Source organism: Methanobrevibacter gottschalkii DSM 11977 (assembly GCF_003814835.1).
Taxonomy (GTDB): domain Archaea; phylum Methanobacteriota; class Methanobacteria; order Methanobacteriales; family Methanobacteriaceae; genus Methanocatella; species Methanocatella gottschalkii.
Window position 1 is genome coordinate 131,867 of sequence record NZ_RKRG01000001.1, and the last position, 25,091, is coordinate 156,957.

Genomic DNA, 25,091 nt, shown 5'->3' on the forward strand with positions numbered 1-25,091 from the left:
TTAAAATTAACAATATTAAAAAAAATAGTGTTTAGGAGTTTATTCCTATTTCCTTACATTTTATTTTATTGCAATAAATATACTTCAACATTGTTACATGAATTCTTTATTCTAATTAATAAATATCTGAATATTTGTTTTTATCAATTCTACATACGCACAATATAAATAAACAAAATTAATCCTTTAAAAAAAAGACAATTAAACATTAAATCAATATAATGAAAAATAGAGGATTTCTGCAGCGAAAAAGTTATATATCTAAAATTTCAAGTTGAATTACAAAAAGTAAAAAATTAGTAGAAAACTATAAAATAGAAAATAAAAATAGTAAAAGAAAATAGTTAAAAAATCTATTTAACTAAATCTGCACCTTTATCAACAACGATTCTGCATGGAACTGGCAATTTCATGCCTGCTCTTTTTAATGCAACTTTAGCTTGTTCAAAGTTTTTCTCATTACAATCAATAGTAACAATTCTTTGACCTTTTTTAACAATAGCTTCAACACTGATAGGTTTACCGAAAGCATTTCTCATACCGCTTTGTACCCTATCCGCACCTGCACCAGTTGCCATTGGGTTTTCCCTTACGATTTGGTGAGGATAAACTCTTAATTTTAAGTGGTAGCCCAACCTACCTGCAGCCCTTTGCATTAATCTGTTAGAAGCAATCCTTGCAGCTTCTAAAGAGTTGTGTCTAATATGGGCTGGTTTTTTAACAACTAAACTTACAGATACTGGGAATTCGTCTTTTAAATTACCCATATCATATTGTACAATTCTTGAATTTGGGGTTTTTCTAATATAATCTCTTCTTGTATAAGCACGAACCATAATAATTCCTCCGAAATAAATATGACATGAAAAACATGTTTTAATTAAAAATAGCTATAATATAATCAAAGTCCATAATAGCTATATAAAAATTATATATCGTAATAGATAGAATACTTAAATATATTAATTAAGTTATTAATAAATGTTACCATAATCTTGAAAAAATATTAAAAAAAGTAGAAATTAAAAAAGTGGAAAAATGAATGTTAAAGGAAAAATATACTTAGATTACAATAATAAAGAATCTGCAGAATTAATATTTAATTCATTGGAAATAGATAATAAAAATTATTTAAAATCAAAATTAAAAGAAGATAAAATAATTTATGAGATTAATAGTGAAACATTAGGTAGCTTTTTAGCAACAGCAGATGATTTAATTGCATCTGAGATTGTTATTGAAAAAATATTAGATGCAACACAATAATTTTATTAGACATATTCATCAGATAATCTTTAAAATCAACATTTTTAGACATGAAACAAACCACTTATTTTATTTATAATAGCATAAAATGTTCAACAAATAATTGATTATAAAAAGTTTTATATAATTACAAAAAAGATATATTAATTTATTATATTAGTTTAATTAATTCATTTAGAGTGTGTAATTTATGGAATGTTATTATCATCCTGAAAAAGAAAGTACAGCTAATTGTGCAATATGTGGAAAATCTGTTTGTGGAGAATGTAGTTTAGAAATTGCAGGTAAAGTTTACTGTAAAGAATGTTTAGAGAAAATTGTAGGTCTTGGAATTCAAAATAATATTCCGGAAGAAAATAAATCTGATGAACAAAACCCAATCGTAACAGAATCACCTGAAGTTAATGCTCAAAGTGTAGATGATAATATATACCAACCACAAGAGGAAACAGATTTTGAGATACCATATACTCCTCAAGAGGAAGTTCCTTCAAAGGAATTTAAAGGAATAAGTGATGATTCACCATACAATATAAAAGAAAATATCGAATATACTGGAGGACTTGAATCATCTTACACAATAGATTCCGATATTTATCAAAAACCTCAAGTAGAACAACAACCACAAGTTGCTCAAAATGAATTAGACATAAAACAACCAACATTGAATTCAATGAACAAGGATGATTTTATATATCCTGATCATGATTATGAACCACCAACAACTAGTGCCAGACAAGAATTAGAAGATAAATATGAAAAATATCTTGATGATTTGTACTTCGATGAAAATGAAGTTCCATTAGGCGAACAATTAGCAAAAGATGAAGCCCAATACGGATCATTAACTAGAAAAGAATATGCTTCTAAACCTAAAAACATTGTTGAACCACAAATACCAACTCAAAAAGATGAACCAATAATAGAAACCCCCGAAGAAATGGAAGCAAGAATTAGAGCTGAAATTTTAAAAGAACAAGGATTAATGACAGATACACAAAGCATTGATTCAACTCTTAAAGAAGAATTAGAATCCAGTAAAGGTAAAAAACTCTTTGGTTTAAGAAGGAACAAAAATAATGAAGAGGAATTAATAACTGCAAGTGAAGATAAAAACATCCATAATTTAAATTATAAAGACGAAAAAGAACCAATGGGTGTTGTCGACATATTATTAACAATAATTTTAGTTATTGTAATATTAATTGTAATATACTACATCGTTTACTTATTCTTATTAAGTTCAACTTATCCAACATTTATGGATGCAGTATTTGCGATTAGAAATCCGCAAAATGTAATTAATAGTATTTTAACACAATTATAATAATGAAATATTTTCATTATTTACTTTTTTTATGAATTTTTCCAGAATTTCTTTATTTCTATAACCTAAAACCCTAATATTTGATGGATATTTTTCAATATATTTAGAAATAATTTTTTTAGGAATGGGATTTTCTAAAATACTTAAAACTCTTTGGTGAAAATGAGATGAAAATCCATGTAAAATCACTTTTTCCAATTCATCCAAATTCTCATAAGGTTTATTATTAACAATATTTTTAGCCAGTTTTTCATTAAATAAGTTTAATGCAGATAATTCTTCAAAATTAAATGTATTGGCAGTATCCAAGATTGATTCAACATCACGAATTCCATAAATTATTGAATTATTTTTGATTTCTCTTTTTAAAACTTCAATAGTTTCTGAAGGCATCATATTTAAAACATTATCAAAATTATCTTTTTGAATACTTTCACGAATTAAAGTTCCGCTTACACCTTCAATTCTTTTAACAAAAATAAATTTATTTGTATAATCAAATCCTATTTTACTTAAAGAATTTGAAAATGATGTTATAACATAATTATCCTCTTCAAGTTTATCATTTAAAATAGTCTCATGAGCCGTTTTGTCTACAATTTTATAAGGTTTTGGAGCTATATGATGTCCTAAATTTATCCTTTTTAAAATTTCATCAAAACCTTCTTTTGGTTTGTATCCTCTTGGAATATAATCTGTGTTTAATGATTTAAACATCTTACAAAGACATAATGAATACTGACCAGACCCCATAATACCCATTGGTGGACCTTCAACAACAATATCCGCTCCAACTGAAATTGCGATCTCTGCCCTAATTTCTCTTGGTAATATATATGGAATACCTCTACCACTTCTTTCAAATAGTCCAGGTACAATAGCAACAAATAATGAATCAGGAAACATATGTTTTGCAGTTTTCATACAATGAAAATGACCATTATGTAAAGGATTATATTCAGTGAAATCTGCTATCAAATTCATATCTGAAGAAGTATCTGAATTATTACATTCCATCTCAACATCACTGAAAAATAATTCCTTATCTCTTTTGAGAATATCTAAAACTTGGGACATGAAAATAAATATAACTTTTAGATTAAAAAAACTTATGATTTAAAAATATAAAAAAACAAATATGAAATCAATAATCATAGGAGATTAACAATGGATTTAGTAATTAAAAATTGTAAACTAGTTAATAAAATTGGAGAGTATTCAATTAAAGTAGAAAATGGTAAAATAACAAAAATATCAAAAACACCACTAAAAGCAGATAAAGTAATTGATATTAAAAGCAACTATATAATGCCTGGTTTTATTGACCCCCATATCCATTTTAGAGATCCCGGATTAACTCAAAAAGAAGACTTTAAAACAGGAAGCAAAAGTGCTGCAAATGGAGGATTTACAACTGTGATTGATATGCCAAACACCATCCCTAAAACAAACACCTATGAAGCACTTAAAGAAAAAATTGAAATTGCAAAAAAGAAATCCGTTGTTAATTTTGAGCTTCAAGCAGGACCTAATAATCTTGAAGAAATGAAAAAGATGATAAAATTGAATCCTATTTCTTTCAAGATATTTATGGATTTAGAAAACGATGAAAGTTTAGAAGAGATATTTAAAAATTTATCAATATTAAAAGAAAATACAAAATATAATGGTCTTGTTGCAGTACATTGTGAAAAAAAATCCATTGTTGAAAATGAAACTGCAAAATTAAAAGAAAAGAAAGAAAATATTCCTATTGATTATACTTATGCTAGACCTACAACAAGTGAAGACGCATCTGTAATACAATCTATTGAACTTGCAAAAAAAAATGATTTAAAATTACACATATGCCATTTAAGTTCAGCTAAATCATTGCATATAGCAAAAAATGCAAGTAAAAATATGGATGTAACATGGGAATTCACACCACATCATTTATTATTAGATAACACCGCCTACAATACATATGGAACATTCATAAAAACAAATCCTCCATTAAGACCAAAAAATGAAAGCGTAAGGATAGAGGATTTAGATGAAACTTCAATAATAGGAACTGATCATGCACCACATAAAATCGAAGATAAAACAAAAGGAGTTTGGAATTCATCACCAGGAATACCAAATTTAGAAACTGTTGTACCATTAATATTAACTGAAGTAAATAAAGGAAATATTAAGTTAGATATAATTCCAAAAATATTTTCTAAAAATGCTGCAATGGCCTATGGACTTAAAAATAAAGGGGAAATAGCTATTGGAAAAGATGCTGATTTTACAGTAATTGATTTGAGACAAGAAGGTAAATTCAATATAGATGAATTCAAAACAAAAGCAACATATTCTCCATTTGACGGTTGGAATTATATTGGAAAACCAGTAATGACAATAGTAAACGGAAACCCAGTAATGGATAAATTATAAAAAAATATAGTTCCTCTTTAAAAATTTATAACATTTTGTTCTAGCCAATTTTCATAAAATGATTTTAATCCAATAATTTCATAGAATTTATCTTTAAATAAGTTTATTAAATTTTTTGTGGAGTTGTAATTTGTTTTATATGTTATTTTTTTAATTGCTCTCCAAATGTCTCCTATTGGATTTAAATCTGGACAGTATTGTCTTAAAAATATTAAATTTATATTTAATATTTCTGCAGCTTTTTGAACCATTTTTGCAGTATGGATCATTGCATTGCCTAAAACAATGTTTATTTTCTTTTCTTTGTGGTGGAATTTACATAATGATATTAAAAAGGTATATGCATTTGATTTTTTTAGTTTCTTCGATGTATGATTGGCAATTTATTGATTGGTATTCAATCATGTTTATTTTTATTTTATTCGGAATTTTTGCAATTAAATAGTGCAGATAATAGATATTCCAAATATATGACCCATAAAATCAAAATGCAACGAAAAATGGAAATACCCAAAGCACAAAAAATCTACAAATTACGATCAAAAACAGTAGAATTACCATTTTTAATAAAAGCAAATAATTATAACAAAATAAGAATTTTAAAAAAAAGAAAAAATAAGGTGTGTGTTATCACACCTATTTGTAGCATAATGCATCTTCAGGACATGCTTCAAGACATTGACCACATAAAGTACAGAATCCTGCAATTGGTAATTTAGGATTTTCTGTTTTGTGAATCATATCATAAGGACATGCTTCGATACAGTCACCACATTGATTACATTTAGATGGGTTGAATGCAATTCTATCCCTAGCAACAGCTTCACCATTAATGGTTACTTCGTATTGTTCAACTTTTAATGCATCATTAGAACATACAGAAGCACAAGCTCCACATCTAATACAACTAGTGAAAGATGGTTCAGCATCAGTTTCTACTAAAGCTGGACAGGACATACCAGTTTTGGTAACTACACGAATAGCTTCAGTAGGACATTTGTTAGCACATGCTCCAATAAAGTCACATTTTTCTACATCTCTTCCAATACCTTCCGCATCCACAGGTGAACCTTCACCCCATTCAACATCAATTTCTAATGCATTAACAGGACAAAGGTTTACACATAAACTACATGCTGCACATACACTAGGAATAGCAACAGTTAAACTAGAACTGTTAGCAGCAATGAAATCACCAGGACATGCTTCTACACAAGTATTACATCCAATACATTTAGCTGAATCGAAAGTAAATGATTTAATTTCTTTTGTACGTTTGATAGGTTTTTTCTCAGCAATGAATATTGCATTCCATGGACAAGTTTGGGAACATAATCCACATCTAATACAATCATCATTTACAGTAACTGGACTTCCTACTTCATCAAGAGTGATAGCTCCTACAGGACATGGATCAACACAGGTTCCACATCCAACACAATCTTTAATGTATACTGGACCTTTTCCTTTGAGATCTAAGTCATATTCTGCAGGTTCTTTAACACCAGGAACACCAATTACATCAACTGGACAAATGTCAACACATTTTTGGCACATTACACAGAAACCTTCAACTTCTTTTAATTTTGTACCAGTGACTTTAATAGTTTCTTGTGGACAAACTTCTTCACATTTACCACATTGGTCACATAAAATAGAGTTAAACACTAATCTTGCTTGGGAAATACCTTCAGCAATTTCATATTCTTCTACTTTTAATGCACCATTAGGACAAACATCAGCACATTTTGGTTCTTCACCACAAGTGTCACAATGTACAATAGCATTAGGTGTTACTTCAATAGCTGAAGTAGGGCAAGTACCTTGACATGCCCCACATTTAATACAGCCATCATCATTAAATACAATCATTAATAAACCCCCTTAAATTTAGAATTTTTTAATGAGGTTTCCTTCACTGTCTACAATATCTACTTCAGCTAATCTCATTTGACTATCCATTGAGTGAGTAGCACAAGATAAACATGGGTCGTAAGCTCTGATAACCATTTCCATCAAGTTGAAGATTTTGTCATCTACTTCAACACCAGGTTTGATGTAATCTTTAGCAACTTGGTGAATACCCATTTCCATAGCAGGGTTGTTTTGGATTGTAGCAACAACAATGTTAGCTTTAGTGGTTAATCCATTTTCATCAGATTCGTAATGGTGGATTAAAGTACCACGAGGAGCTTCTACAATACCTACACCTTTACCTTCAGTTCTTTCTAATTCTTCTGGGAATTTTTGACCAGATAAATCTTCCTCTAATGCAGCAGCAGCACATTCAGCAGATGCTAATAATTCAATGAGTCTAGCATAGTTGAATAATAATGGTGCTTGTGCATATCCGAAAGCTGAACGGAAGTCTTTAAGAGCATCTCTTGCAAGAGGTGCTTCTTTAGGCATGTCATCACAAACATTAATTCTTGATAATGGTGCAACTCTGTAAATACCTTCTGGATAACCTAATTCTTTAATGTATGGGAATTTTAACCAGGAGTAAGGTTTTACATGCTCAGCAACAATGTCAGTGTACTCTTCATTTCTGTATTCTAAGAGATCACTTCCATCTTTATCTTTGATTTTTACATTACCATTGTATACATCCCAAGTTCCATCAGGTTTTACAAGACCACAGTGTCTAGTATCTCCAAAATTACCTAATGAAGAAATTAAGTCAATATTTTCTTCAAATACAGGAATAGCTAAATCTAAAGTAGCTTGTGCTAATTCAACATTTTGTTTAGCTCTGTTGAGTAAATCTTTTTGAGTTTCATCATCTAATTCGGTAGAAATACCACCAGGAGTAGAAGAAGTAGGGTGAATTGGACGACCACCTATTTTTCTAACCATTTCTAAACCGTTTCTTCTGATATTAATAGCTTGAAGTGCAACTTCAGGCATGTCTTTAATAACTTGGAAAACATTTCTAGTTTTTCTGGTTCCGTTAGGAATAATTAAATCTGGTGCAGCTAAGAAGTAGAAATGAAGAGCATGGGAGTGCATGTATGAACCCCAGTTCATAATTTCTCTCATTCTGTATGCAGCAGGTAAAATGTCATAATCATCAAATCCAAAAATTTGGTCAACTGCTTTAGCTGCTGCTAAGTGGTGTTGTACATCACAAATACCACAGATTCTTGGTACGATTCTTGCTAATTCTTCTACAGGACGACCTTGTAAGAATTTTTCGAATCCTCTGAATTCCATAACATGTAATCTTGTTTCTTCAACGTTTCCAGCATCATCAAGATGCACGGTAATTTTAGCGTGTCCTTCGATACGAGTAACAGGTTCCATAGTAAGTTTAACCATATTATTCTCCTCCTTTCTGCATTTTCATTGGAACTAATGCTGCAGGTAATGTATAAGTGTAGAAAGTACCTACAATATCATCTAATTGGTCAGCAACAGTTTCAGGATCAACAGTTTTATCTTCTTGTACACCATAATCAGATGCAATTGCACTGATCATTTTTGCTCCTTGATCCAATACTTTTGCAGTAGGACCATAACATCCTCTACATTGGATACCAATTGCAGGACATTCTGCTCCACATAAAGATACTGTTGCAGGACCCATACATACTAATCCTTGACTAATTAAACATAAATCAGGTTCAGGAGCACCTAATTCAAATTGTCTTTTAATGAAGTCCATAGCTAAACCAGCAGGTGGTTTTTCTCTAGGACATACTTCACAAAGGTTAGTAGATGGTAGTTCAATTGTTTCCCCTTTTAATAATGTTAGAATAGCTTCAGCTACAACATCTGAACGAGGTGGACAACCTGGAATCATTAAATCAATATCCATAGTTTCACCAATAGGTCTTACTCTGCTTTCGAGATGAGGTACATCTTCATGAGGAATAATTCCTTCAGGGTTTACAGTAGATACAGAATTAATGTATGCTTCTTCTTCTAATTCTTCAACAGTCCATAAGTTTCCAAGACCTGGAATACCACCGTAGCAAGAACAAGTTCCATAAGCAATAACCATGTTTGATTTTTCATTTAACATTTCTGATAATTCTCTGTTTTCATCATTTCTGATTCCACCTTCGACAATAATAATGTCCAATTCTGGTACTTCATCATATTTAGTATCCATGAGTACAGGAGAGAATTCGAAGTCAGCGAATTCCATAACATCAATTAAAGATTCGTGGAAATCTGCAATGGATAAGTGGCAACCGGAACATCCGCCAAACCACATAGTTCCTATTTTTACTTTATCTGCCATATTCATTCCTCCAATTTATCCTTCAGCATTTAATTGTTTTTTCAATGGAGCTGGACCTAATCCTTTGATTCTGCTAACCATCATTTTAACAGCTTCAGAGAATTTTTCACCTTCAGATGCGGAAATCCAATCGTGGTGAAGTCTTTCTTTTCCAATTCCCATATCTTCGACTAATTTATAAACTAATCTCATTCTACGATCTAATTTATAGTTACCAGCATCATAGTGGCAGTCACCCATGTGACATCCAGCTACAAATACACCATCAGCACCTTCTTTAAATGCTTTTAAAATAAATTGTGGGTCAATTCTTCCAGAACACATTACACGAATAACTCTGATATTCGGTGGGTATTGCATACGTGCAGTACCTGCTGTGTCTGCTCCTCCATAGGAACACCAGTTGCAACAAAACATTACAATTTTTACATCATCAGCCATAGAGTTTCTCCTCCTCTATAAATATTTCTCCAATTTAGAAAAACATTTTTGTCATTCTAAATCAATTTTAAACTTTTTTAAAAAATTTTAAAATTTTTTTTAAAGAATACCGTTTAGGTACGCCTTAAAAACACAATTTCTGTACGTAATGAGCTAGCTCAGCATTACATTATGTACTGAATAATATATTTCATTTATAATTAATATAAAGGTTACTTAGAGAATAAAGCCAAAAACTTTATATACTAAAAAAGGTTTTTGGAAAAATGAAAATAAAATTAGAAATAAATAAAAAAAGAAAAACAAGATGGAATTACATTCCATCAAGACTCATGTCAATCATGTTTTGAGTTTGTTGTGCTAATTCATCAGGAAGGCCAGTGATGTCCATGTTTAAAAATCCTCTAACAATCATGGATTCGGCTTCCTCTTCAGGTATTCCACGAGATGTTAAATAATTAATTTCATCTTCAGAAATTTTACCCACAGCAGCTTCATGAGACATTTCCAAATTGGTGGAACTAGCTTCAAGTTCAGGAACTGCATAAATAAAACTGTCATCTGATAAAACTAAACCATGACATTCTAAGTGTCCTTTAACATTAGGAACAATACCTGCTAAATGTCCTCTAGCATATATTTTAGATTCATCTTGAGCAACTGCTCTTGAAATAACTTCTGCTTTAGCACCTTCAGCATTTAATAATGCTCTAGATCCTACATCAATGATGGAATCTTTTTTACCACCTTGAATACTTTGGAAAATAGCACGAGAATTTTTACCATCACAGTATGCAGTAGGGAAAGATTGAATAGTGCTAACAGGACTTGTTAAAATATAATTATTAATGTAAGTTGAATTATCCTCTAATTTAATACCAGTTCTTGGACGTACTTCTACTTCTTCTGCCCAATTGTGAACCATTGTAAAAGTAATTTTTGAACCTGGTTTTAAATACATTTCAGAAACACCAACATGCATTGCAGATGAAATGTCATCACCAGTAGCACAACCGGTGATTAAATGTAATTCAGAGTTTTCTTCGGCAATTATTACATTATGAGCAGTTTGCATAATATCTGCATCACTAATAAACATGCAAGCTTGAACAGGCATTACTTCTTTAGTGCTTGGAAGAGATCTAACAAAATAACCGCTTGTAACACCTTCTTCTTTTTCTCTTAATGCAGTTTTAGCAGTGTATTTATCAGCATCTGGCTTAACAACATTCCACATATAATCTTCTAACCAGGAATATTTTTCCAATGCTATACCCATATTCATTACTTCAATTGAATCTGAAATGGAATTGTTGGTAAAAATATTACTTTGATCAACTTGTAAAAATGAACCCGCCCTATTTTCTTCATTAGTGTCAACACCAACTTTTAATAAATCTTTTTTAGTCTGTTTACTTAAATCATCTAAATCATCAATCATATCAATTGCATTGATTGTTTCATCAGTAAAATTTTCAATAGTGATATCAGCACCAATTGCTGCTTTTTTATCTTTTGCCCTTTCAGCATCTTCATAAACATTGCGCACACTCAACACATCCGTTAAAACCGCTTTTTCTAATATCTTCGAGAATTTCATTAGGGTTTCCAGAACAGGAAATTACTCCATCAATTAAAACATGCGCTTTATCTGCACTAACAAAGTTTAAAATATAACCTAAATGAGTAATTAAAAGACCACTTCTTTGTCTAATACGTTGTGGTTTATCCTTATCTAATAAAGTTCCAATTTCAGAAGCTAATAACTCTACATTTTCAATATCCACACCAGAATCAGGTTCATCAAACATGGTGAAATCAGGCATTTGAGCAAGTAATTGTAATATTTCAGAACGTTTTACTTCACCGCCTGAAAATCCTAAATTAACATCACGATCTAAAAATTCATCACTAAATTTAAGCTGATTAGCTAATTCTTTCATTCTTGGGTTTAATTCTTCTCTAACATCTTGATTAGATATAATCTTTAATAAATCTCCAACAGAAATTCCCCTAATTGCAGGAGGAGTTTGAAAACTCACACCAATGCCTAATTGAACTCTTTCAGCAGTAGTTAAGTTAGTTATATCTTGACCTTTAAATTTAATAGATCCTTCTACAACATCATATTGTGGAAAACCTAAAATAGTTAAGAATAATGTACTTTTACCAGCACCATTCGGTCCTAAAAGAACATGAGTTTCGCCTTCAGCAATTGAAAGGTTAACACCTTTTAAAACTCTTTTTCCGGCTACTTCAACAGCCAAATTTTCTATTTCAAGTAACATATAATCACCTTTTATAAATATGAACTTTTAATAATATAGTTTTTAGATTATAACCTATAAATAGTTATCACATAAGAGGAAAACATTAAAAATAAATTAAAAAAAGTAAAATAAATAAAAAAAGAATAACTGAAATTATTCAGTTACAATGATAAATTCGCCAACTTTTTCAACTTTAGCGAAAGGAACTAATAACAAATCACCGTTTCTTTTAGCACCTTTAACATGAATATTACGATCACTTTCAACTCTAATAGCAATATCCACGATTTTACCAGTTTTTTCATTAATAATTAATTCATCAAGAACACCAAGAATACGTGCATTGTTGGTAGCTACTTGATAGTTTTTAATTTCGCTCCATAATTTCTCTTCTCTTCTAGGAATTTGTTTATTTTCCATTAAACCACCTGATAAAAATTAAATTTAGTTATATAAATATTTAATTTCATTATATTTAAATATAATATTCTTTGTATAATTCTTCTGCAACTTTACTATCCAAAAGAGTATTAATATTTAATGCCAATTCCACTTTTGGAATAACAATTTGATTTTCATCCTGAATTATATTCATACTTTTCAAAACATTTAATCCTGAGGGAACATTACCATCAAATTCATAAGAATAATCCAACCCCAAATCATTAAAAATTTCTACTGGCACCAAAACAGAAAGTGCATCTTTATCTGATTTTAAATAATACTCCAAAACAATATCCACTGTTTCAGCAGAAATAAATGGTAAATCTGCATTAATAAAAAGTAAAATATCTTCTTTAGATCTTTGCTCAAAGTAATCTAAAATATATGATAAATCAACCAGATAATCTTTACCTGAAGTATCTAAAATTTCAAAATCGTCATTTAATGATTTTAAATATTTAGTAGTTTCACAAGAATGGGGACTAACAGCTATGACAATCTTATCAATTAATTTGGATTCCTTTAAATTATCAAGCACATATTTTATTAAAGGCTTATCATGTAATCTAAAAAGTGGCTTTTCACATGGAGTCTCAAGTCTAGTTCCTTTACCTCCAGCCATCAAAATTGCATAAATCATGAAAAACCACAATAAATTTAAGCGAATTTGCCACCATTCATTTTCATACGGTCTTTAAGAATACATCTACCACCCTGTTTTCCACCAATAGGAACTTTTGGAGTGCCCATAGAATTCATACAACGAGCCATAATTGCAGAACCCAAAGCAAGACCATCTTCAACAAATACAACATTCTCAAATTTATCTTGGACAGATTCCAAAATAAGCTGAGGTTTGCGACCAGTAATCCCTGCCCTTCCTGTAATTCCTAAAGAAGAACCTGGAACAATTACATCTTCTTCAAATGCAACATCCAATAATCTTGTAACAATATTAGTACTTACATAATCCAAAGTAGATAGTAATGTTGGAAGACCATCAGAATCATAGAATTGCGCACCCAATTCCATTAATTCATCTAACTTATCACCATTAAAACCAACATCACAACCTATTAAAGTAGTTCCTGCTTTTTCAGCAGCTTCAGGATTTAATGGAACAGTTCCGAACCGTTCAACATCCATTGGAACTTTACGGATATTAATTAATTTATGTGCTTCTAAGGCATTGACTTGGGCTTTTTTATGATTAGCTTTTTTCATTGCTTTATCAGAATATAAATCAAGTGCAGCACCATTTTTTTTATCAATTAAACCAGAGCCCTTAGCTAATGAATCACTAACAACCCCTGCTAAACCTAAAAAGTTTCCGATAGTATTAGCATATGGTTCATGATCATTTACAATACGACCTGCTAACGTAGAACCGAAATCAAGGGAAACACAAGGATTCCTATAATCCACATCAGTCCATTTAGCACCTAACTTAATACCTGCAGTAACAAGTTCTCCCTCCATCTCATTTGCAACAGTTTCTTTTCCTTCAGGAGGAACTACACTTACAACTGCCCCATCAAACATGATATTCTCTAAAAGGGAATGCTTTTGTAATCTTTCAGGAAGTTGAGAAATACTCATAGCAGGGGACATTTTACGCGGAGGAATGTCTGCTTCAAGACATCCGTCTGCAAGTGCAATAATAAGTTGACCAGCTTCCTCAGCAGTTGCAAAACCAGCTGTTACTCCAGTTGATCTTACAACAAAATCCAAATCCTTATCTTTATCAACATTGCATTTTCTTAAAGATTCCAATACAGTATCTTTAACCAACTCTGTTACAGCTTCTTTGGAAAGTTCAATACCCCAAACAGTTTTACCAAATACTTTTTCACCAGGTTTAGGTTGTCTAATATCCCTTGTCATTTTAACAGTTTTATTAAGTAAATAAGACTCACTAGTGTTCAAATTTGTTGCCATGACAATACACTTAGTGGTAGTGTTACCCAATTCAACAGAAGCAGTTACATAAAAAGTGTCAGGTTTTTTAACAACACCTGGACTTGCAGGACCTGCTTTTTGAGCAGTTAATGTAGCTAAATTGCCTTCTCGGGATTTAGCAATAACAGGTTTAGGACCTTTGTTAAAAATTTTACTTAAAAAAGACATATTATAACCTCAATTATACTTAAGTTATAATCTCTTTTTATAATAATATAAATCTTATTAAAATAATTTAATGCAATAAATTATTCCTGAAAAAAGTGTTTTAAAATTAGTTAATGGTCTAATAAATATAAATAAAGGATTAGATGAAATTAATCATCTAATCAAGACCCCATATATTTATTTATAATAATTTGTTAATTGGGTGGTCTTCCACTGGTTCAGTACCAATATCTTTAGCAGCTTCTGCAATCATAATATCTGCCATACCACAAGCAGGGAATGCAAGTCTTGCATTTTCGATAGGTCCGAAGAGTACGAAGTCTCCACCAGCCATTTGTTGAACGATGTTAGAACCGATATCACAAACAGGCCATGCTTCTTTGTGTTCTTTTTTGTATCCTCTTAACCAATCCCATGCAGATGGAACGTTATGGATACCTGATCCTACTGGGTAACCCCATTTGGATTTAACTGCGAAAGAAGTTCTTACAGCAGGTCCAGCACCTTGACCTAAAGGAGTTACTGCTACATCCATGAATGGTTTAGTAATTCCACATTCTTCAGCCATTTCGAGAATACCTTTGTCGATAACATCTCCACCAGTTTCCCAGATTTCAATTTTACCTGCAACACCAGGATTCATTGGGTTGAAACCTAAGAGAATGGATGCATCGATGTCAGAGTTTTTAACTGCTTCAATTTCTGCAGGTTCAGCAGCCATACTTAAAGAGTTGTAAACAGCTCTTTCAGTTAATCCGACTTCTTGTACGTATTCTACACCTGCAATTTTCGCTGCAGCTGCAGTTGAGTCTATAAGGAAAGGTTTGTCACAGACGTCTCCTACAAATTCTAAGTATTTTACCATAGCTTCTGCAGTAGCACCGAAAGTTTGTACAACACAAGGGTTTCCAGTTACATCAGACATTTCTTCCATTGTTTTAATTCTTTCTTCAGCTGCATCTTTATCGAAGACCCCAGCTTTTTCATCACTAATAATATTGTGTCCACCATAGAAGATAGTTCCTGCTAACACAGTAGGGTATTCACCAGGTTGACCCCCCATTTTCATACCAGCAACATCAACTACGAGTTGTTCTTTATCAAATCTAAACATAAGTATAATCCTCCTCTATAATAAGGTAGATAACATTGAAGCTACACCGAATTTAATAGCTACAATTAAAATCATTAATCCAAGTATAATACCATATAATATACCAACATCTCTACCAGTTTGTTGGCCTAAACGTTGATAATATTCTCCAACAGTGAAATCAACTTTTTCTTCTGCTGCATCTAATTTAGCTACAACATCGTTAAATTCATCTGAGGAAACCATTACTTGAGGTATTGAATTTTCTTCACTCATAATAACACCTCTATAATCCTGCTGCTTTTGCAATGAAAGGAATAATTACGATTAAAAGAGTTGCAATACAAATACCAATAGCAAATCCTTTAAATCTGGTTGCGAGTAAACCAGCGAATAATTTACCTTCTCTTGCAAGGAGTTTTGAACTGTATTCAGCATCATCTGCTGCAGTTTTCATTCCACCTATATTTGGTTTATTAGAAATTTGTACCATAATTCATTCCTCCTTAGAATAACAAGAATAAAACTCCAATGATTAAAGTGAAAGCTAATCCGATCATTATACCTTGAACTTTACCAGCATAATTACCAGCCATATTTCTTTGAACAGCACCGACCATATCGATTTTAGTGTTAATATCCCTAATTCTTGCTTCGATGAGACCAGTTTCAGCAGAAACAACCCTAATTGCTTCTCCTTCTTCTTCATCAGCGTCGTCGCCTTCTACAGAAATAACCATAGCTTCTTCTTCAAAAGCACCTGGATCTTTTTCTACACATTCATTAATTTTTGATTGAATTGCTCCTATATCTTCAGTGTCGATTAAATCAACAATTTCTAATTGTTGTTGGAATCTTTCAACACCTTCAAGTGGAACATTTTCTACGAAAGGAATAGCTCCAGTTGCTCCAACAATTTTCTTTTTGTCAGGATCAGCACCATTTTCGTGTAAAGCTTTAAAACTTTGACCAGTGATGTGACCTTGTACTTCAGCACCAGCTAATATTAAGAAACGAATATTAGGGTTAGAAATAATATTTGCAACAACTTTTTCAATTCCTAAGTTTTCTGTTTTACATGGACCTGCAATAGCTGCTCCAGAAAGTTCAGCTTCAATATGAGAAGCTAAAGTTGTTACTGCAACAGGGCTTTCAGGATCACCTACTATGTAATCCCCACTAATAACCGGCCAGCCATCTGCAGGAGCTTTTTTATCAGCCATCTATAAAACCCCCATTGCTTGTAAGATTGGTAATGCAGCAAATATAATGAATGATGCTAATAAGAAACCATATACAATGTTAGTTAATAATCCTGCAGTAACATAGGAACCTTCCCTTCCAGGATAAGATCCAACAGGACTTGTGTATGGGTCTAAAGAAGCCATTAATTCATCAGCAGCCAATTCTACTTTTGCTACTTGTTCGTTTACTTCATCCATAGATAGGAGAACAACTCCTGAACCTAAAGATGATCCGATAACCCCAGAGACAGGGTCATATGCGAAATTCATTTCAGGTACAACTTGTACCATAGGTAACATTTGAGCCATATTTAATTCCTCCAAATCTAGTTCTCAACTTTAGGCCATAATCCAGCCCATTTGGTTGATGCAGCATCATTCATAGAAGCAACAACAAATGCTTTGAATGAGATAATCCAACCAATTAAACCAACGATGAATACAATAAACCAACCTAATCCACCAGTAGTGATGGACATGAGACCAACAATAGTCATGGATAAAAATGCAGTAGATGCTGCACATTTGAGTGTTCTTAATTGATCTTCGTTAGGTCCTAAACATGCATTGAATGGGTGTTGGATAGCCATAGTACATAAAATAAATAATACAGCAATAAATCCAGTTGCAACAACATTTTCATAAACTGCAGCCATATCGAAACTACCAGCAATTGCAGCAGAGAATCCTAAGATAGATAATGCAGCAGCACCAGCGATTTCGATGGTACATTGAAGCATAATAGGGATTTTCATACCTACAATTTTAGTTGCAACAAGAGCAATAACCGCACCAATAATTACAGCAACTAATAAAGCTGCGATAGGTCCTACCATTGGCATTTTTAAGATAGCAGCTAAACTGATACCTGCAAAAGCAGAAATAACACCAACAGATAAAGACATATATCCAATAGATGGTACACCAGTACCTAAACCGTAACTTGCTACTCTACGGATAGCATCAGCACCCCAGACAATAGCACATACAGCACCAAGACCTGCGAATAATGATCCGATAGTTTCTCCTAAGAAAGCAGTTAAGTAAATACCGAGTAATCCACCAACTATACCTAAAACTAATAAATGCATTGAGTCAACTGCACCTGCAGCTGCACCATCTGCACTTCCACCAGCAGACATTTAGATACCTCCAGTTAAAATAATACAAAAGATTGCTACAACAATAGATGCAATTGCACATGCAATAGCTCCAGTTCCAATTCTTTTGAATTTTGGATCGTGCATACCTTCAATAGTACCTCCGATATTGTAAGAAGCAATTACAGAGTTAATAAAGAATACACCTACACCAATAATAGCAGCTAAACCAATACTTACAGCAGGGTCAGATACAAAACTACTTTGGTTAATAGCAGTGTCAATACCATAGTATACTAATCCACCACCAAAACCACCAAGAAGACCTCCGATAAGACCACTTACAAAGGAAGTAACTGGTACACCGTGACCTTCAGTACCAGGAGTTTTGTAAGCTTCTTGGTTACGTTTTGTAATCCAGTCAACAGGTACCTTAGATGCTGCAGGAACAATACCTACACCAAATATATAAATTATGTTAGCAATGAGCATAGTAATACCCATCATAATCATAGCACCTATTGCACCACCGATACCGATTATATAAAATGGTTCACCTGTCATAGTTGCAGCAGTAATAAGACCTGTTAAACCAGCACCAGCAGCTAACATAGCAGTACCAGTACCTACACCAGTAGCTGTAGCCATAGCTGCAGGAGCTCCTCCTACAGGAATAAAGTGCACACCTGCACCAATCATAATACCGCCTATTGCGATGAATAAAATTAAACTAATTGGATCCATAATCGAAACCTCCTTATTCTTCCTCATATGGTCCATATTGGTTTCTTGCAAATACTTCTAAATAATTATCCATAATAACTAATAGGATAACAATGATAATACCTACAATAATACCACCATATACTCCAAATACTACTGTATTCCAGAAACTAAAGAATACAACGAGACCGAAACAGAAACCAGTTAATGGTCCACCGAATTTAGCACAGAAGTTTACTACATCCATAGAGTTTTTAGCACCCATAGGAGCTTTAGTAACAATATCTCCTTGAATAGCTACAGGAGTACCTCCACCAAATTCGAATTTTTGATATTCACTTTCTGCACCATAGTGAACATCCCCAGTAGAAGAACCGATAGCACCAAGAGCAATACCCCAAAGCATTGCTAAGAGTGGTAATGGGAATACATGTAATGCAGTACCATTAATTGGAATAGTCATTAAGTATGAAATTCCAACAATACAAAAACTAGTTATAAATCCGTGACCAACGATAGGTCCTAAAGATTGAGTTAATACATCCATAAACAATGGTTGTTCAAATTGAGATTGTCCAACAATCCTTCCCATGTGGGATGTAACAGTATAAATAGCGTGAACAAAAGCAGCGACACAAGCACCCATTGCGATAGCAACGATAGGTAACATACCTAAAGACATTACAATATATGCAATAGCACCAGCAACACCACACCAAACACCATAAGCGACTGGTTCACCAGAAGCCGCCTTGTTTATCATACGGTGTAAATGTCCCATTTGTGGAGCAAGTTGAACTTGAGAGTTAGGGTTACTTTGAGAACCAATATCAGATTCCAAATCCTCAGCAGCCCCTCCGATAGTAGCAACTGCACCCATTAATGCAACAACACCTAATGTTACAGGGTCCATAATTTTTTTCCTCCATATTTTTTATTAAATTGATCATTTAATAAACGTGAAATGATTTGATTTTTGTTCCATACAAAAATCTAAATTGCAATTGACAATTATATAGTATATTTTTTTAAATTATTAATATAAATGTTTTGTGAATAAATATTCGGATAATCGTGAATTTATAAAAATAGATAGGTGAAAAGACACCTATCTACGTGTTTATTTATCTATCTATTTTGCTGGGGTAATAACAGTTCTTTCACCAGCTGGTTCGAATTCTCTTAAAGCACCTTTAGCGAATTCTGCACGTACTTTACTGAAGTCGAATGATAAGTTTTTATCAGCAAATGCGATTTTGATTAATGGGTTGAAAGCAAAAGCGTCTCCACGAGCTGCGTGAGGAGCTTGTGCAATACCTGCGTATTCACCTTGGTGACCTACGTTCATAGCGTAGTTAGGGTAGTTTGGTCCTCTCATTTCGAGTGGTAAACCTTCATCATTTCTGATGGAGAATACGTTAGCAGCACCACATTGATCTTGTAAATCGAAACCGTAGAAACCTAATCTGGAATGTTGTTCTTTGTGTAAGTACATGGATAAGTACCATCCGCTTAAACCAGTTTGTGCATTACCAGTAGCGAATGCAGTGGAACAACCAGCAGCTGCAGAAATAACTGAAGCTCTTTGAGATCCACCGAAGTGAGTTTCAAGTAAAGCTGGGTATTCTTCGTATTGATCTAATGCATAGAATGCTACTTCAGAACCTACATCAAGAACAGTGTCCATGTTATTAGGTGCAGCACATAAATCACCATATTTGTCTTCGACATAATCTTTACCATAGTAGGTGAAGTCATCTAATACATTATCTGTGTATGCAGCGGTAGCATATTGAGTGAATCCTACACCACCAGACATGTAAGAACCTAACCAAATTTGGTCGTATAAAGCAGCACCTAAAGCTACTACTTCTAAGGTTTGTCTTACAGGGTCATCAGCGTAAACTCTAGAACCTTGACAGATATCTGCCATGAATCCGAATGGAACTCCACCAAGTTCGTTTGCTGCTCTTGCTCTTCTTACAGGTAAGTAAGTACCCATTTGAACAACTTCTGCGTGTTTAGATGCATATGCGAAGTCACCAGTAGCTCCTTCACCAGCACATTGGTTGTATGCAGAAATCATAGACATACCAATTTGCATAGCAGACCATCTGGAGGTTGTACCTCCGTCACAAACTCTTCCTACAATGGAAGGGATTCTTACAGCTTGCCATACCGCACTACCTACTTCAGCTTTTAAAGCTTCAGCTTGTTCTTCATTGAATTCTTTATTAATGTCTAATACAAATGCAGAATCAATTTCATCAGCTAATTCATCGTCACCAGTGAAAACTTTTACGTAAGAATCAGCTACAAGTAATGGGTCAGTTTCTACCATGTGTTCTTGAACTACTGCTGCACCAGGCATAGCGTGGTTTACAGTTTCCAAGTAATTGGTAATTGTTTCAGGAGTTACTTCAATACCTAATCTTTTTTCAAGAACATTGTGAGCAGTGTTTAAACCTACAATTACTGTTCTTCTAATGTCATCCCAAGCTTGTTGGATAGCTGCGTTGTTGATGAAGTGTAAATCATCACCTTCAACGAAAGTATCAGTAGTGGATAATTGGTAAGACATTAAAGCTCTTTGACCTAAAGGAGTACCAATGTCTGGGTTATACATTGGAATTCCTCTTTTCTCAGCAATTTCTTTACCTTCGTTTACAAATGCAGTTTTTCTTTCAGATTGAGTCCAACCACCCATGTTATAAAATTGGGTTGACTTTTCAGTTGGATCTTCACTGAATTTTTGTTTCATTGCATTTAAGAATTTTTTATCAGCCATATTAATTACCATCCTGCGTTTGGATCATATGCACCAAAGGATCTGGAAACATGTATTCTTTGACATACTTCAACAGCTTCTACATCCTCTCTGTATGCTTCACCATCTACTCTGTAAATAGTGGTTTTTGCTTTTAAAGTTTCTTCGTCTAATGGTTCACCTAATACAACAGGTTCATCTAATTCTTTACCAATTTGGTCTTTAACCATTTCAACGTTACCGGTTTCTTTGTTGAATACTTGTCTTCTGAGCATATCAAACATTAAACCGTTTTCATCTAATCTTAAAGAGTGACCGTGTACACCTGCACCTCTAATACCGGTTCTTGCGGTATCGAAGTATTCGGTTTCTAAGAGGATTTTGGATAATTTTTCAATATCTCTTTCTCTTGCTTCGATTACTTGTCTTCCGGATAAAGTACCGGTATCAATTCCCCTGTATCTGTTTAAGTAAGATCTAGCTCTTAAGTAAGGTTGAGCTGGAGCGAAGTACATGGAATCTACGAATTGAATATATCTAATTCTGTCTCCTGCTTTTGCACCATCAATAGGGGTTACTAATTCTCTTACAATGTCGTCAGGCTCATCCATTTCATCTAATGGTGGGTGAACAGATTTATATTCTTCACCTGGAGCTCTGTGACCTAATATTTTTACTACGTCTTCATCAGAGATTTCTCTTAACTTTTCTAATTCATGTTCTGGATTACAGAAGTTTCTTCTGTTTTGAGCAACCTGAGAAGTACCTGGATAAAATTGTACCATAATTATGCATCTCCTAATGCTAATTTAACTTTTCTAATAATTTCATCTAATTTTTCTTGTGAAATTGTTTCACCACGAATAACTCCTGTTACGATATCTTTAATAGTTCCTTGAGTTTTAATATCTTCATCTGCTGGCATGACTTTTGAAGTTTTTACTCCAATTTTAGCAAAATCTTCACAGTCAACTGGTGATTCGCAAATAATCACACAAGGTTTATTGACATTCCTTAAGATTAATCTTGCTTTATAAATAATATGATTTGCAACTCCACCTAAGTGAATAACAAGCAATTTAAAATTATTTAATTGGTCAATCTCCTTTTCTGTAATTCCAAATAATGTTCCTCCACTAGCAGGAGCATCATGAGGAACACCAGCACCTGCATTTAAAACAACGGTACTAGTTAAAACATTTGATTCACGTAACCCGAAAGTAATCTCACAAACTGGTTTAGTAATGTGTCTACGTCCAGGGGACATAGCTACTGCACATACATCAGTGCCACATTCAGCGAAAGTTCCTCTTTGAGCAAGGCTTCCACCTTTTCCCATACCACTTGTTTCCCTACAATCTACTACGTGAGTACAGCGTCCTATCATATTAATCTAAGTTATCTCTTTTGATAATATTCACATGGCTTTCAAAATCTGAATATTGATCAGTCATACCTACTAAATCATCAGGTAAATCTGCAGAACCATATTTGATTCTATCAGTAACAGTTTTATGTTTTCTAATATAATTCGCTCTATCTTGATTAATATCAAAACCAAACGGAATATGCTTTTTACAGACTTCTTCAATTTCCTTGATTGTAGATTCCATAGTTAATTCAATGAAAATTCTAGCAGTTTTAACTTGTAAAACTACATCTTCACCATTAATATTAATGACTCTACGTTCTTTATATTTATCAGGCAAAGTAGCTTCGCCTTTTGGAAATCTTGGACCATGAATGACAGTTCTTTGAACATCATCAATAGATTCTAATTCATTTAATAATAATTCAGTTGTGTCACTTCCAAGAATTCTATGAGGAAATATTTCAATATCCATTTTTTTAACCTTCGAAATTAGACTTATTTAAATTAATTAGATGTCACCTTTAATTTCTTCAGCTGCAATTGCAACAGCATTAATAGGTTCTCTGAATTCATCAATTTGACTGTATACTTCTTTAATTAAACCAGAAGTTGCTTCTGGTGAAAAGAGTTGTGTTCCTGCATCTAAGGACATAGCAGCAGCTACACAAGGTATACAGAATCCTTTACTGTGTCTAGTTACAACGTGGTTACCGTTGAATAAACCAGGACCTCCACCACCGTAGATGGAGTGACTGAAGAATGAGAATCCTACAGCTACACCTTCTGCTCTACCATAGTCAATACTTGGTAAACCAGTAGCGAATTCAATGTTATCGTTGAAGTATAATAAAGTAGATGGTACACCTTGAGCAGCACGAGCAGCACCAATGTTAACCATAGTTGCAGCTACAGCACCAGCAGCAGCATATGCGTTCCATTTAGCTGCATCATCAGTGTTGTAGATAGAGAAGTCGGTTAAGTCTTTTTGTGGAGCAATTACCCCGTCAGCTTCTGCACGAGCAATGGTAGCTTGTACAATAGAACCAACAGTACCTTCAGCCGCATTGTCTTTTACTAAGTCCATAACCATATTATCAGCGTTTAAACCTTGGTAAGCTAAACCTAATAAGTGTAATCTTTCGTAAGTACCAATTGCATCACCCATTTCAAACATAGCAGTTTGTTCGAAAATAGATGCTAAAGCAGTAGCTTGGAAAGTATTTTTCAAAGTAGCAGCAGCGAAATCGTTTGCTTTTACTCCTCTTAATGCGTAACCTGGTCCTTCGAGTTTTTGTGGAATATCTAACATGGTTGCAATGTTAGATCCTTTGTATTCAACAGATTGTGGGTATCTACCTAATACAGCAGCTTTTACGAAGTTTGCATCGTAAATATCTACGTCACAAACATCAATGATAGCTTGTACTAAAGCAGTAGCAGTAGCTAAAGGAGCTACAGAGTACTCAGCAGAAACATCAATTCTTTGAGATGGTACTTGTACTAATAACCTTTTACCACCAGAAATAGGTTCTACTTTAGTATCGTCATCTTCAGAAACTTGGATAGTTCCTTTAATTTTTTCAGAAATTGCTTCTGCATTAGAAACAATGTCTAAATCTAATTCTCTTCCTAAAATTTTAGATTTGTCTCCACCAACAGATCCGGTTTTAACGGATTTTTCTACTCCTTCTAAGTTTACTGCAACAGTTCTTTTTACACCTTTAACGATGCTTTGAATTGCTGGGTTTCTTAAAGGACTAATAGCTTCGATTGGTACGTCAGATGCAATTAAGGATCCTCTATCGTCGTATAAATCGACTTTATCATCAAACTTTGCCATTTTTTCCCTCCTAAATAAATAGAGTTTAACTAATATACCACTCCAATGGTAAAAAACTTTTTTACCAAATTGAGTTAAGCTATAAAACAATGTTTTTGCAATAGCTAGCGATATGGTATACAAATTTTATTTTATTAAAAATATAATATAAAGATTACCTCTGAACTTTTTTAGAAAACTTTATAAAGTATAATAAATCATTTTAAATTTAAGAAAAATGACATTCAAAGTAATACTTTTTATTGTTGTTTAAATTTAGTAAGAACAGATATAACCAAATTTAAATAAAATAATTTTAGAAAAACATTGATTTAATAAATATTTTAATTAAATATAAAATATTTAAGCTTTTTAATAAGAATAAGGAAAAATAAAAAATTATTACTTTAAGGGATTTAAGTAATAAA

General features: G+C 32.9%; 28 protein-coding genes. 3 read left to right on the forward strand and 25 right to left on the reverse strand.

Annotation, left to right across the window (positions count from 1 at the left end):
• Window positions 1-353: 353 nt before the first annotated feature.
• Window positions 354-836, reverse strand: a complete 483-nt coding sequence (gene rplJ, locus EDC42_RS00650; protein ID WP_069575639.1) for a 50S ribosomal protein L16 — start codon at window positions 834-836, stop codon at window positions 354-356.
• A 202-nt stretch (window positions 837-1,038) separates the two neighbouring features.
• Between rplJ and EDC42_RS00655 the strand changes: the two genes are divergently transcribed.
• Window positions 1,039-1,266, forward strand: coding sequence for a KEOPS complex subunit Pcc1 (locus tag EDC42_RS00655; RefSeq protein ID WP_069575640.1), 228 nt, complete (start codon window positions 1,039-1,041; stop codon window positions 1,264-1,266).
• A 190-nt stretch (window positions 1,267-1,456) separates the two neighbouring features.
• Window positions 1,457-2,593, forward strand: a complete 1,137-nt coding sequence (locus tag EDC42_RS00660) for an LIM domain-containing protein (RefSeq protein ID WP_069575641.1) — start codon at window positions 1,457-1,459, stop codon at window positions 2,591-2,593.
• On the opposite strand, the gene EDC42_RS00665 is transcribed toward EDC42_RS00660, so the two are convergent.
• Complete coding sequence (locus EDC42_RS00665) at window positions 2,588-3,670, reverse strand: nucleotidyltransferase family protein (RefSeq protein WP_069575642.1); 1,083 nt, start codon at window positions 3,668-3,670, stop codon at window positions 2,588-2,590. The two genes, EDC42_RS00660 and EDC42_RS00665, sit on opposite strands and share 6 nt — an antisense overlap.
• Before the next feature lie 90 nt (window positions 3,671-3,760).
• On the opposite strand from EDC42_RS00665, the gene EDC42_RS00670 reads away from it, so the two are divergent.
• Window positions 3,761-5,017, forward strand: coding sequence for a dihydroorotase (locus EDC42_RS00670; RefSeq protein WP_069575643.1), 1,257 nt, complete (start codon window positions 3,761-3,763; stop codon window positions 5,015-5,017).
• A gap of 17 nt (window positions 5,018-5,034) precedes the next feature.
• Here EDC42_RS00670 and EDC42_RS00675 read toward each other — a convergent pair whose 3' ends face one another.
• From EDC42_RS00675 to mcrB, 23 genes are all read right to left on the reverse strand, one after another.
• Window positions 5,035-5,400: a transposase gene (locus tag EDC42_RS00675; protein ID WP_083234908.1), complete on the reverse strand. Its 366-nt coding sequence runs from the start codon at window positions 5,398-5,400 to the stop codon at window positions 5,035-5,037.
• Window positions 5,401-5,653: 253 nt separating this feature from the next.
• Window positions 5,654-6,889 carry a 4Fe-4S binding protein gene (locus EDC42_RS00685; protein WP_069575645.1) on the reverse strand — a complete coding sequence of 412 codons (1,236 nt, stop codon included), beginning with the start codon at window positions 6,887-6,889 and terminating at the stop codon, window positions 5,654-5,656.
• Window positions 6,890-6,907: 18 nt separating this feature from the next.
• Window positions 6,908-8,335: a Ni/Fe hydrogenase subunit alpha gene (locus tag EDC42_RS00690; RefSeq protein ID WP_069575646.1), complete on the reverse strand. Its 1,428-nt coding sequence runs from the start codon at window positions 8,333-8,335 to the stop codon at window positions 6,908-6,910.
• A gap of 1 nt (window position 8,336) precedes the next feature.
• Entirely contained in the window at window positions 8,337-9,263 is a 927-nt protein-coding gene (locus EDC42_RS00695; RefSeq protein ID WP_069575647.1) for an NADH-quinone oxidoreductase subunit B family protein, read from the reverse strand.
• A gap of 15 nt (window positions 9,264-9,278) precedes the next feature.
• Complete coding sequence (locus tag EDC42_RS00700; RefSeq protein ID WP_069575648.1) at window positions 9,279-9,704, reverse strand: hydrogenase iron-sulfur subunit; 426 nt, start codon at window positions 9,702-9,704, stop codon at window positions 9,279-9,281.
• 313 nt (window positions 9,705-10,017) lie between these two features.
• A complete protein-coding gene (locus EDC42_RS00705; RefSeq protein WP_069575649.1) occupies window positions 10,018-11,304 on the reverse strand; it encodes a SufB/SufD family protein in 1,287 nt (428 codons plus the stop codon).
• Window positions 11,237-11,992 (reverse strand): ABC transporter ATP-binding protein, encoded by a 756-nt coding sequence (locus tag EDC42_RS00710; RefSeq protein WP_069575650.1) that lies wholly within the window; start codon window positions 11,990-11,992, stop codon window positions 11,237-11,239. Before EDC42_RS00710 ends, EDC42_RS00705 begins: the two co-directional genes overlap by 68 nt.
• A gap of 135 nt (window positions 11,993-12,127) precedes the next feature.
• Window positions 12,128-12,394: a PRC-barrel domain-containing protein gene (locus tag EDC42_RS00715; protein WP_042692144.1), complete on the reverse strand. Its 267-nt coding sequence runs from the start codon at window positions 12,392-12,394 to the stop codon at window positions 12,128-12,130.
• Between the two features lie 55 nt (window positions 12,395-12,449).
• Window positions 12,450-13,058, reverse strand: a complete 609-nt coding sequence (locus tag EDC42_RS00720; RefSeq protein ID WP_069575651.1) for an NTP transferase domain-containing protein — start codon at window positions 13,056-13,058, stop codon at window positions 12,450-12,452.
• A 17-nt stretch (window positions 13,059-13,075) separates the two neighbouring features.
• Window positions 13,076-14,545, reverse strand: coding sequence for a methanogenesis marker 14 protein (locus tag EDC42_RS00725; protein ID WP_069575652.1), 1,470 nt, complete (start codon window positions 14,543-14,545; stop codon window positions 13,076-13,078).
• 181 nt (window positions 14,546-14,726) lie between these two features.
• Window positions 14,727-15,659: a tetrahydromethanopterin S-methyltransferase subunit H gene (gene mtrH, locus EDC42_RS00730; protein WP_069575653.1), complete on the reverse strand. Its 933-nt coding sequence runs from the start codon at window positions 15,657-15,659 to the stop codon at window positions 14,727-14,729.
• Window positions 15,660-15,674: 15 nt separating this feature from the next.
• Complete coding sequence (gene mtrG / locus EDC42_RS00735; RefSeq protein ID WP_069575654.1) at window positions 15,675-15,914, reverse strand: tetrahydromethanopterin S-methyltransferase subunit MtrG; 240 nt, start codon at window positions 15,912-15,914, stop codon at window positions 15,675-15,677.
• 10 nt (window positions 15,915-15,924) lie between these two features.
• Window positions 15,925-16,131 (reverse strand): tetrahydromethanopterin S-methyltransferase subunit F, encoded by a 207-nt coding sequence (locus tag EDC42_RS00740; RefSeq protein ID WP_069575655.1) that lies wholly within the window; start codon window positions 16,129-16,131, stop codon window positions 15,925-15,927.
• 13 nt (window positions 16,132-16,144) lie between these two features.
• Window positions 16,145-16,861: a tetrahydromethanopterin S-methyltransferase subunit A gene (gene mtrA / locus EDC42_RS00745; protein ID WP_069575656.1), complete on the reverse strand. Its 717-nt coding sequence runs from the start codon at window positions 16,859-16,861 to the stop codon at window positions 16,145-16,147.
• Window positions 16,862-17,191: a tetrahydromethanopterin S-methyltransferase subunit B gene (locus tag EDC42_RS00750; protein WP_069575657.1), complete on the reverse strand. Its 330-nt coding sequence runs from the start codon at window positions 17,189-17,191 to the stop codon at window positions 16,862-16,864.
• Window positions 17,192-17,208: 17 nt separating this feature from the next.
• The gene (gene mtrC / locus EDC42_RS00755) at window positions 17,209-18,024 is read right to left on the reverse strand and encodes a tetrahydromethanopterin S-methyltransferase subunit MtrC (RefSeq protein ID WP_083234909.1); all 816 of its coding nucleotides are present in this window, start codon (window positions 18,022-18,024) and stop codon (window positions 17,209-17,211) included.
• Window positions 18,025-18,726 (reverse strand): tetrahydromethanopterin S-methyltransferase subunit D, encoded by a 702-nt coding sequence (gene mtrD, locus EDC42_RS00760; protein ID WP_069575658.1) that lies wholly within the window; start codon window positions 18,724-18,726, stop codon window positions 18,025-18,027.
• A 13-nt stretch (window positions 18,727-18,739) separates the two neighbouring features.
• Window positions 18,740-19,618, reverse strand: coding sequence for a tetrahydromethanopterin S-methyltransferase subunit E (mtrE, locus tag EDC42_RS00765; RefSeq protein WP_069575659.1), 879 nt, complete (start codon window positions 19,616-19,618; stop codon window positions 18,740-18,742).
• Between the two features lie 219 nt (window positions 19,619-19,837).
• A complete protein-coding gene (gene mcrA / locus EDC42_RS00770; RefSeq protein ID WP_069575737.1) occupies window positions 19,838-21,493 on the reverse strand; it encodes a coenzyme-B sulfoethylthiotransferase subunit alpha in 1,656 nt (551 codons plus the stop codon).
• 5 nt (window positions 21,494-21,498) lie between these two features.
• A complete protein-coding gene (gene mcrG, locus EDC42_RS00775; protein ID WP_069575660.1) occupies window positions 21,499-22,257 on the reverse strand; it encodes a coenzyme-B sulfoethylthiotransferase subunit gamma in 759 nt (252 codons plus the stop codon).
• 2 nt (window positions 22,258-22,259) lie between these two features.
• Window positions 22,260-22,859, reverse strand: a complete 600-nt coding sequence (gene mcrC / locus EDC42_RS00780; protein ID WP_069575661.1) for a methyl-coenzyme M reductase I operon protein C — start codon at window positions 22,857-22,859, stop codon at window positions 22,260-22,262.
• A 1-nt stretch (window position 22,860) separates the two neighbouring features.
• Window positions 22,861-23,316, reverse strand: coding sequence for a methyl-coenzyme M reductase operon protein D (mcrD, locus tag EDC42_RS00785; RefSeq protein WP_091698736.1), 456 nt, complete (start codon window positions 23,314-23,316; stop codon window positions 22,861-22,863).
• Window positions 23,317-23,352: 36 nt separating this feature from the next.
• Entirely contained in the window at window positions 23,353-24,684 is a 1,332-nt protein-coding gene (mcrB, locus tag EDC42_RS00790) for a coenzyme-B sulfoethylthiotransferase subunit beta (protein ID WP_069575663.1), read from the reverse strand.
• Window positions 24,685-25,091: the final 407 nt, after the last annotated feature.

Excerpts from the sequence above, each read along its gene's own strand:
- mcrD (WP_091698736.1), bottom strand. The coding sequence starts at position 23,316 with ATGGATATTGAAATATTTCCTCATAGAATTCTTGGAAGTGACACAACT.
- EDC42_RS00710 (WP_069575650.1), bottom strand. The coding sequence starts at position 11,992 with ATGTTACTTGAAATAGAAAATTTGGCTGTTGAAGTAGCCGGAAAAAGA.
- mtrD (WP_069575658.1), bottom strand. The coding sequence starts at position 18,726 with ATGGATCCAATTAGTTTAATTTTATTCATCGCAATAGGCGGTATTATG.
- mtrA (WP_069575656.1), bottom strand. The coding sequence starts at position 16,861 with ATGGCTGATAAAAAAGCTCCTGCAGATGGCTGGCCGGTTATTAGTGGG.
- mtrG (WP_069575654.1), bottom strand. The coding sequence starts at position 15,914 with ATGAGTGAAGAAAATTCAATACCTCAAGTAATGGTTTCCTCAGATGAA.
- EDC42_RS00670 (WP_069575643.1), top strand. The coding sequence starts at position 3,761 with ATGGATTTAGTAATTAAAAATTGTAAACTAGTTAATAAAATTGGAGAG.
- EDC42_RS00725 (WP_069575652.1), bottom strand. The coding sequence starts at position 14,545 with ATGTCTTTTTTAAGTAAAATTTTTAACAAAGGTCCTAAACCTGTTATT.
- EDC42_RS00665 (WP_069575642.1), bottom strand. The coding sequence starts at position 3,670 with ATGTCCCAAGTTTTAGATATTCTCAAAAGAGATAAGGAATTATTTTTC.
- rplJ (WP_069575639.1), bottom strand. The coding sequence starts at position 836 with ATGGTTCGTGCTTATACAAGAAGAGATTATATTAGAAAAACCCCAAAT.
- mcrB (WP_069575663.1), bottom strand. The coding sequence starts at position 24,684 with ATGGCAAAGTTTGATGATAAAGTCGATTTATACGACGATAGAGGATCC.
- EDC42_RS00690 (WP_069575646.1), bottom strand. The coding sequence starts at position 8,335 with ATGGTTAAACTTACTATGGAACCTGTTACTCGTATCGAAGGACACGCT.
- mcrA (WP_069575737.1), bottom strand. The coding sequence starts at position 21,493 with ATGGCTGATAAAAAATTCTTAAATGCAATGAAACAAAAATTCAGTGAA.
- EDC42_RS00750 (WP_069575657.1), bottom strand. The coding sequence starts at position 17,191 with ATGGCTCAAATGTTACCTATGGTACAAGTTGTACCTGAAATGAATTTC.
- EDC42_RS00720 (WP_069575651.1), bottom strand. The coding sequence starts at position 13,058 with ATGATTTATGCAATTTTGATGGCTGGAGGTAAAGGAACTAGACTTGAG.
- EDC42_RS00695 (WP_069575647.1), bottom strand. The coding sequence starts at position 9,263 with ATGGCAGATAAAGTAAAAATAGGAACTATGTGGTTTGGCGGATGTTCC.
- EDC42_RS00715 (WP_042692144.1), bottom strand. The coding sequence starts at position 12,394 with ATGGAAAATAAACAAATTCCTAGAAGAGAAGAGAAATTATGGAGCGAA.
- EDC42_RS00740 (WP_069575655.1), bottom strand. The coding sequence starts at position 16,131 with ATGGTACAAATTTCTAATAAACCAAATATAGGTGGAATGAAAACTGCA.
- EDC42_RS00655 (WP_069575640.1), top strand. The coding sequence starts at position 1,039 with ATGAATGTTAAAGGAAAAATATACTTAGATTACAATAATAAAGAATCT.
- EDC42_RS00700 (WP_069575648.1), bottom strand. The coding sequence starts at position 9,704 with ATGGCTGATGATGTAAAAATTGTAATGTTTTGTTGCAACTGGTGTTCC.
- EDC42_RS00685 (WP_069575645.1), bottom strand. The coding sequence starts at position 6,889 with ATGATTGTATTTAATGATGATGGCTGTATTAAATGTGGGGCATGTCAA.
- mcrC (WP_069575661.1), bottom strand. The coding sequence starts at position 22,859 with ATGATAGGACGCTGTACTCACGTAGTAGATTGTAGGGAAACAAGTGGT.
- EDC42_RS00660 (WP_069575641.1), top strand. The coding sequence starts at position 1,457 with ATGGAATGTTATTATCATCCTGAAAAAGAAAGTACAGCTAATTGTGCA.
- mtrH (WP_069575653.1), bottom strand. The coding sequence starts at position 15,659 with ATGTTTAGATTTGATAAAGAACAACTCGTAGTTGATGTTGCTGGTATG.
- mtrE (WP_069575659.1), bottom strand. The coding sequence starts at position 19,618 with ATGGACCCTGTAACATTAGGTGTTGTTGCATTAATGGGTGCAGTTGCT.
- mcrG (WP_069575660.1), bottom strand. The coding sequence starts at position 22,257 with ATGGTACAATTTTATCCAGGTACTTCTCAGGTTGCTCAAAACAGAAGA.
- mtrC (WP_083234909.1), bottom strand. The coding sequence starts at position 18,024 with ATGTCTGCTGGTGGAAGTGCAGATGGTGCAGCTGCAGGTGCAGTTGAC.
- EDC42_RS00705 (WP_069575649.1), bottom strand. The coding sequence starts at position 11,304 with ATGAAATTCTCGAAGATATTAGAAAAAGCGGTTTTAACGGATGTGTTG.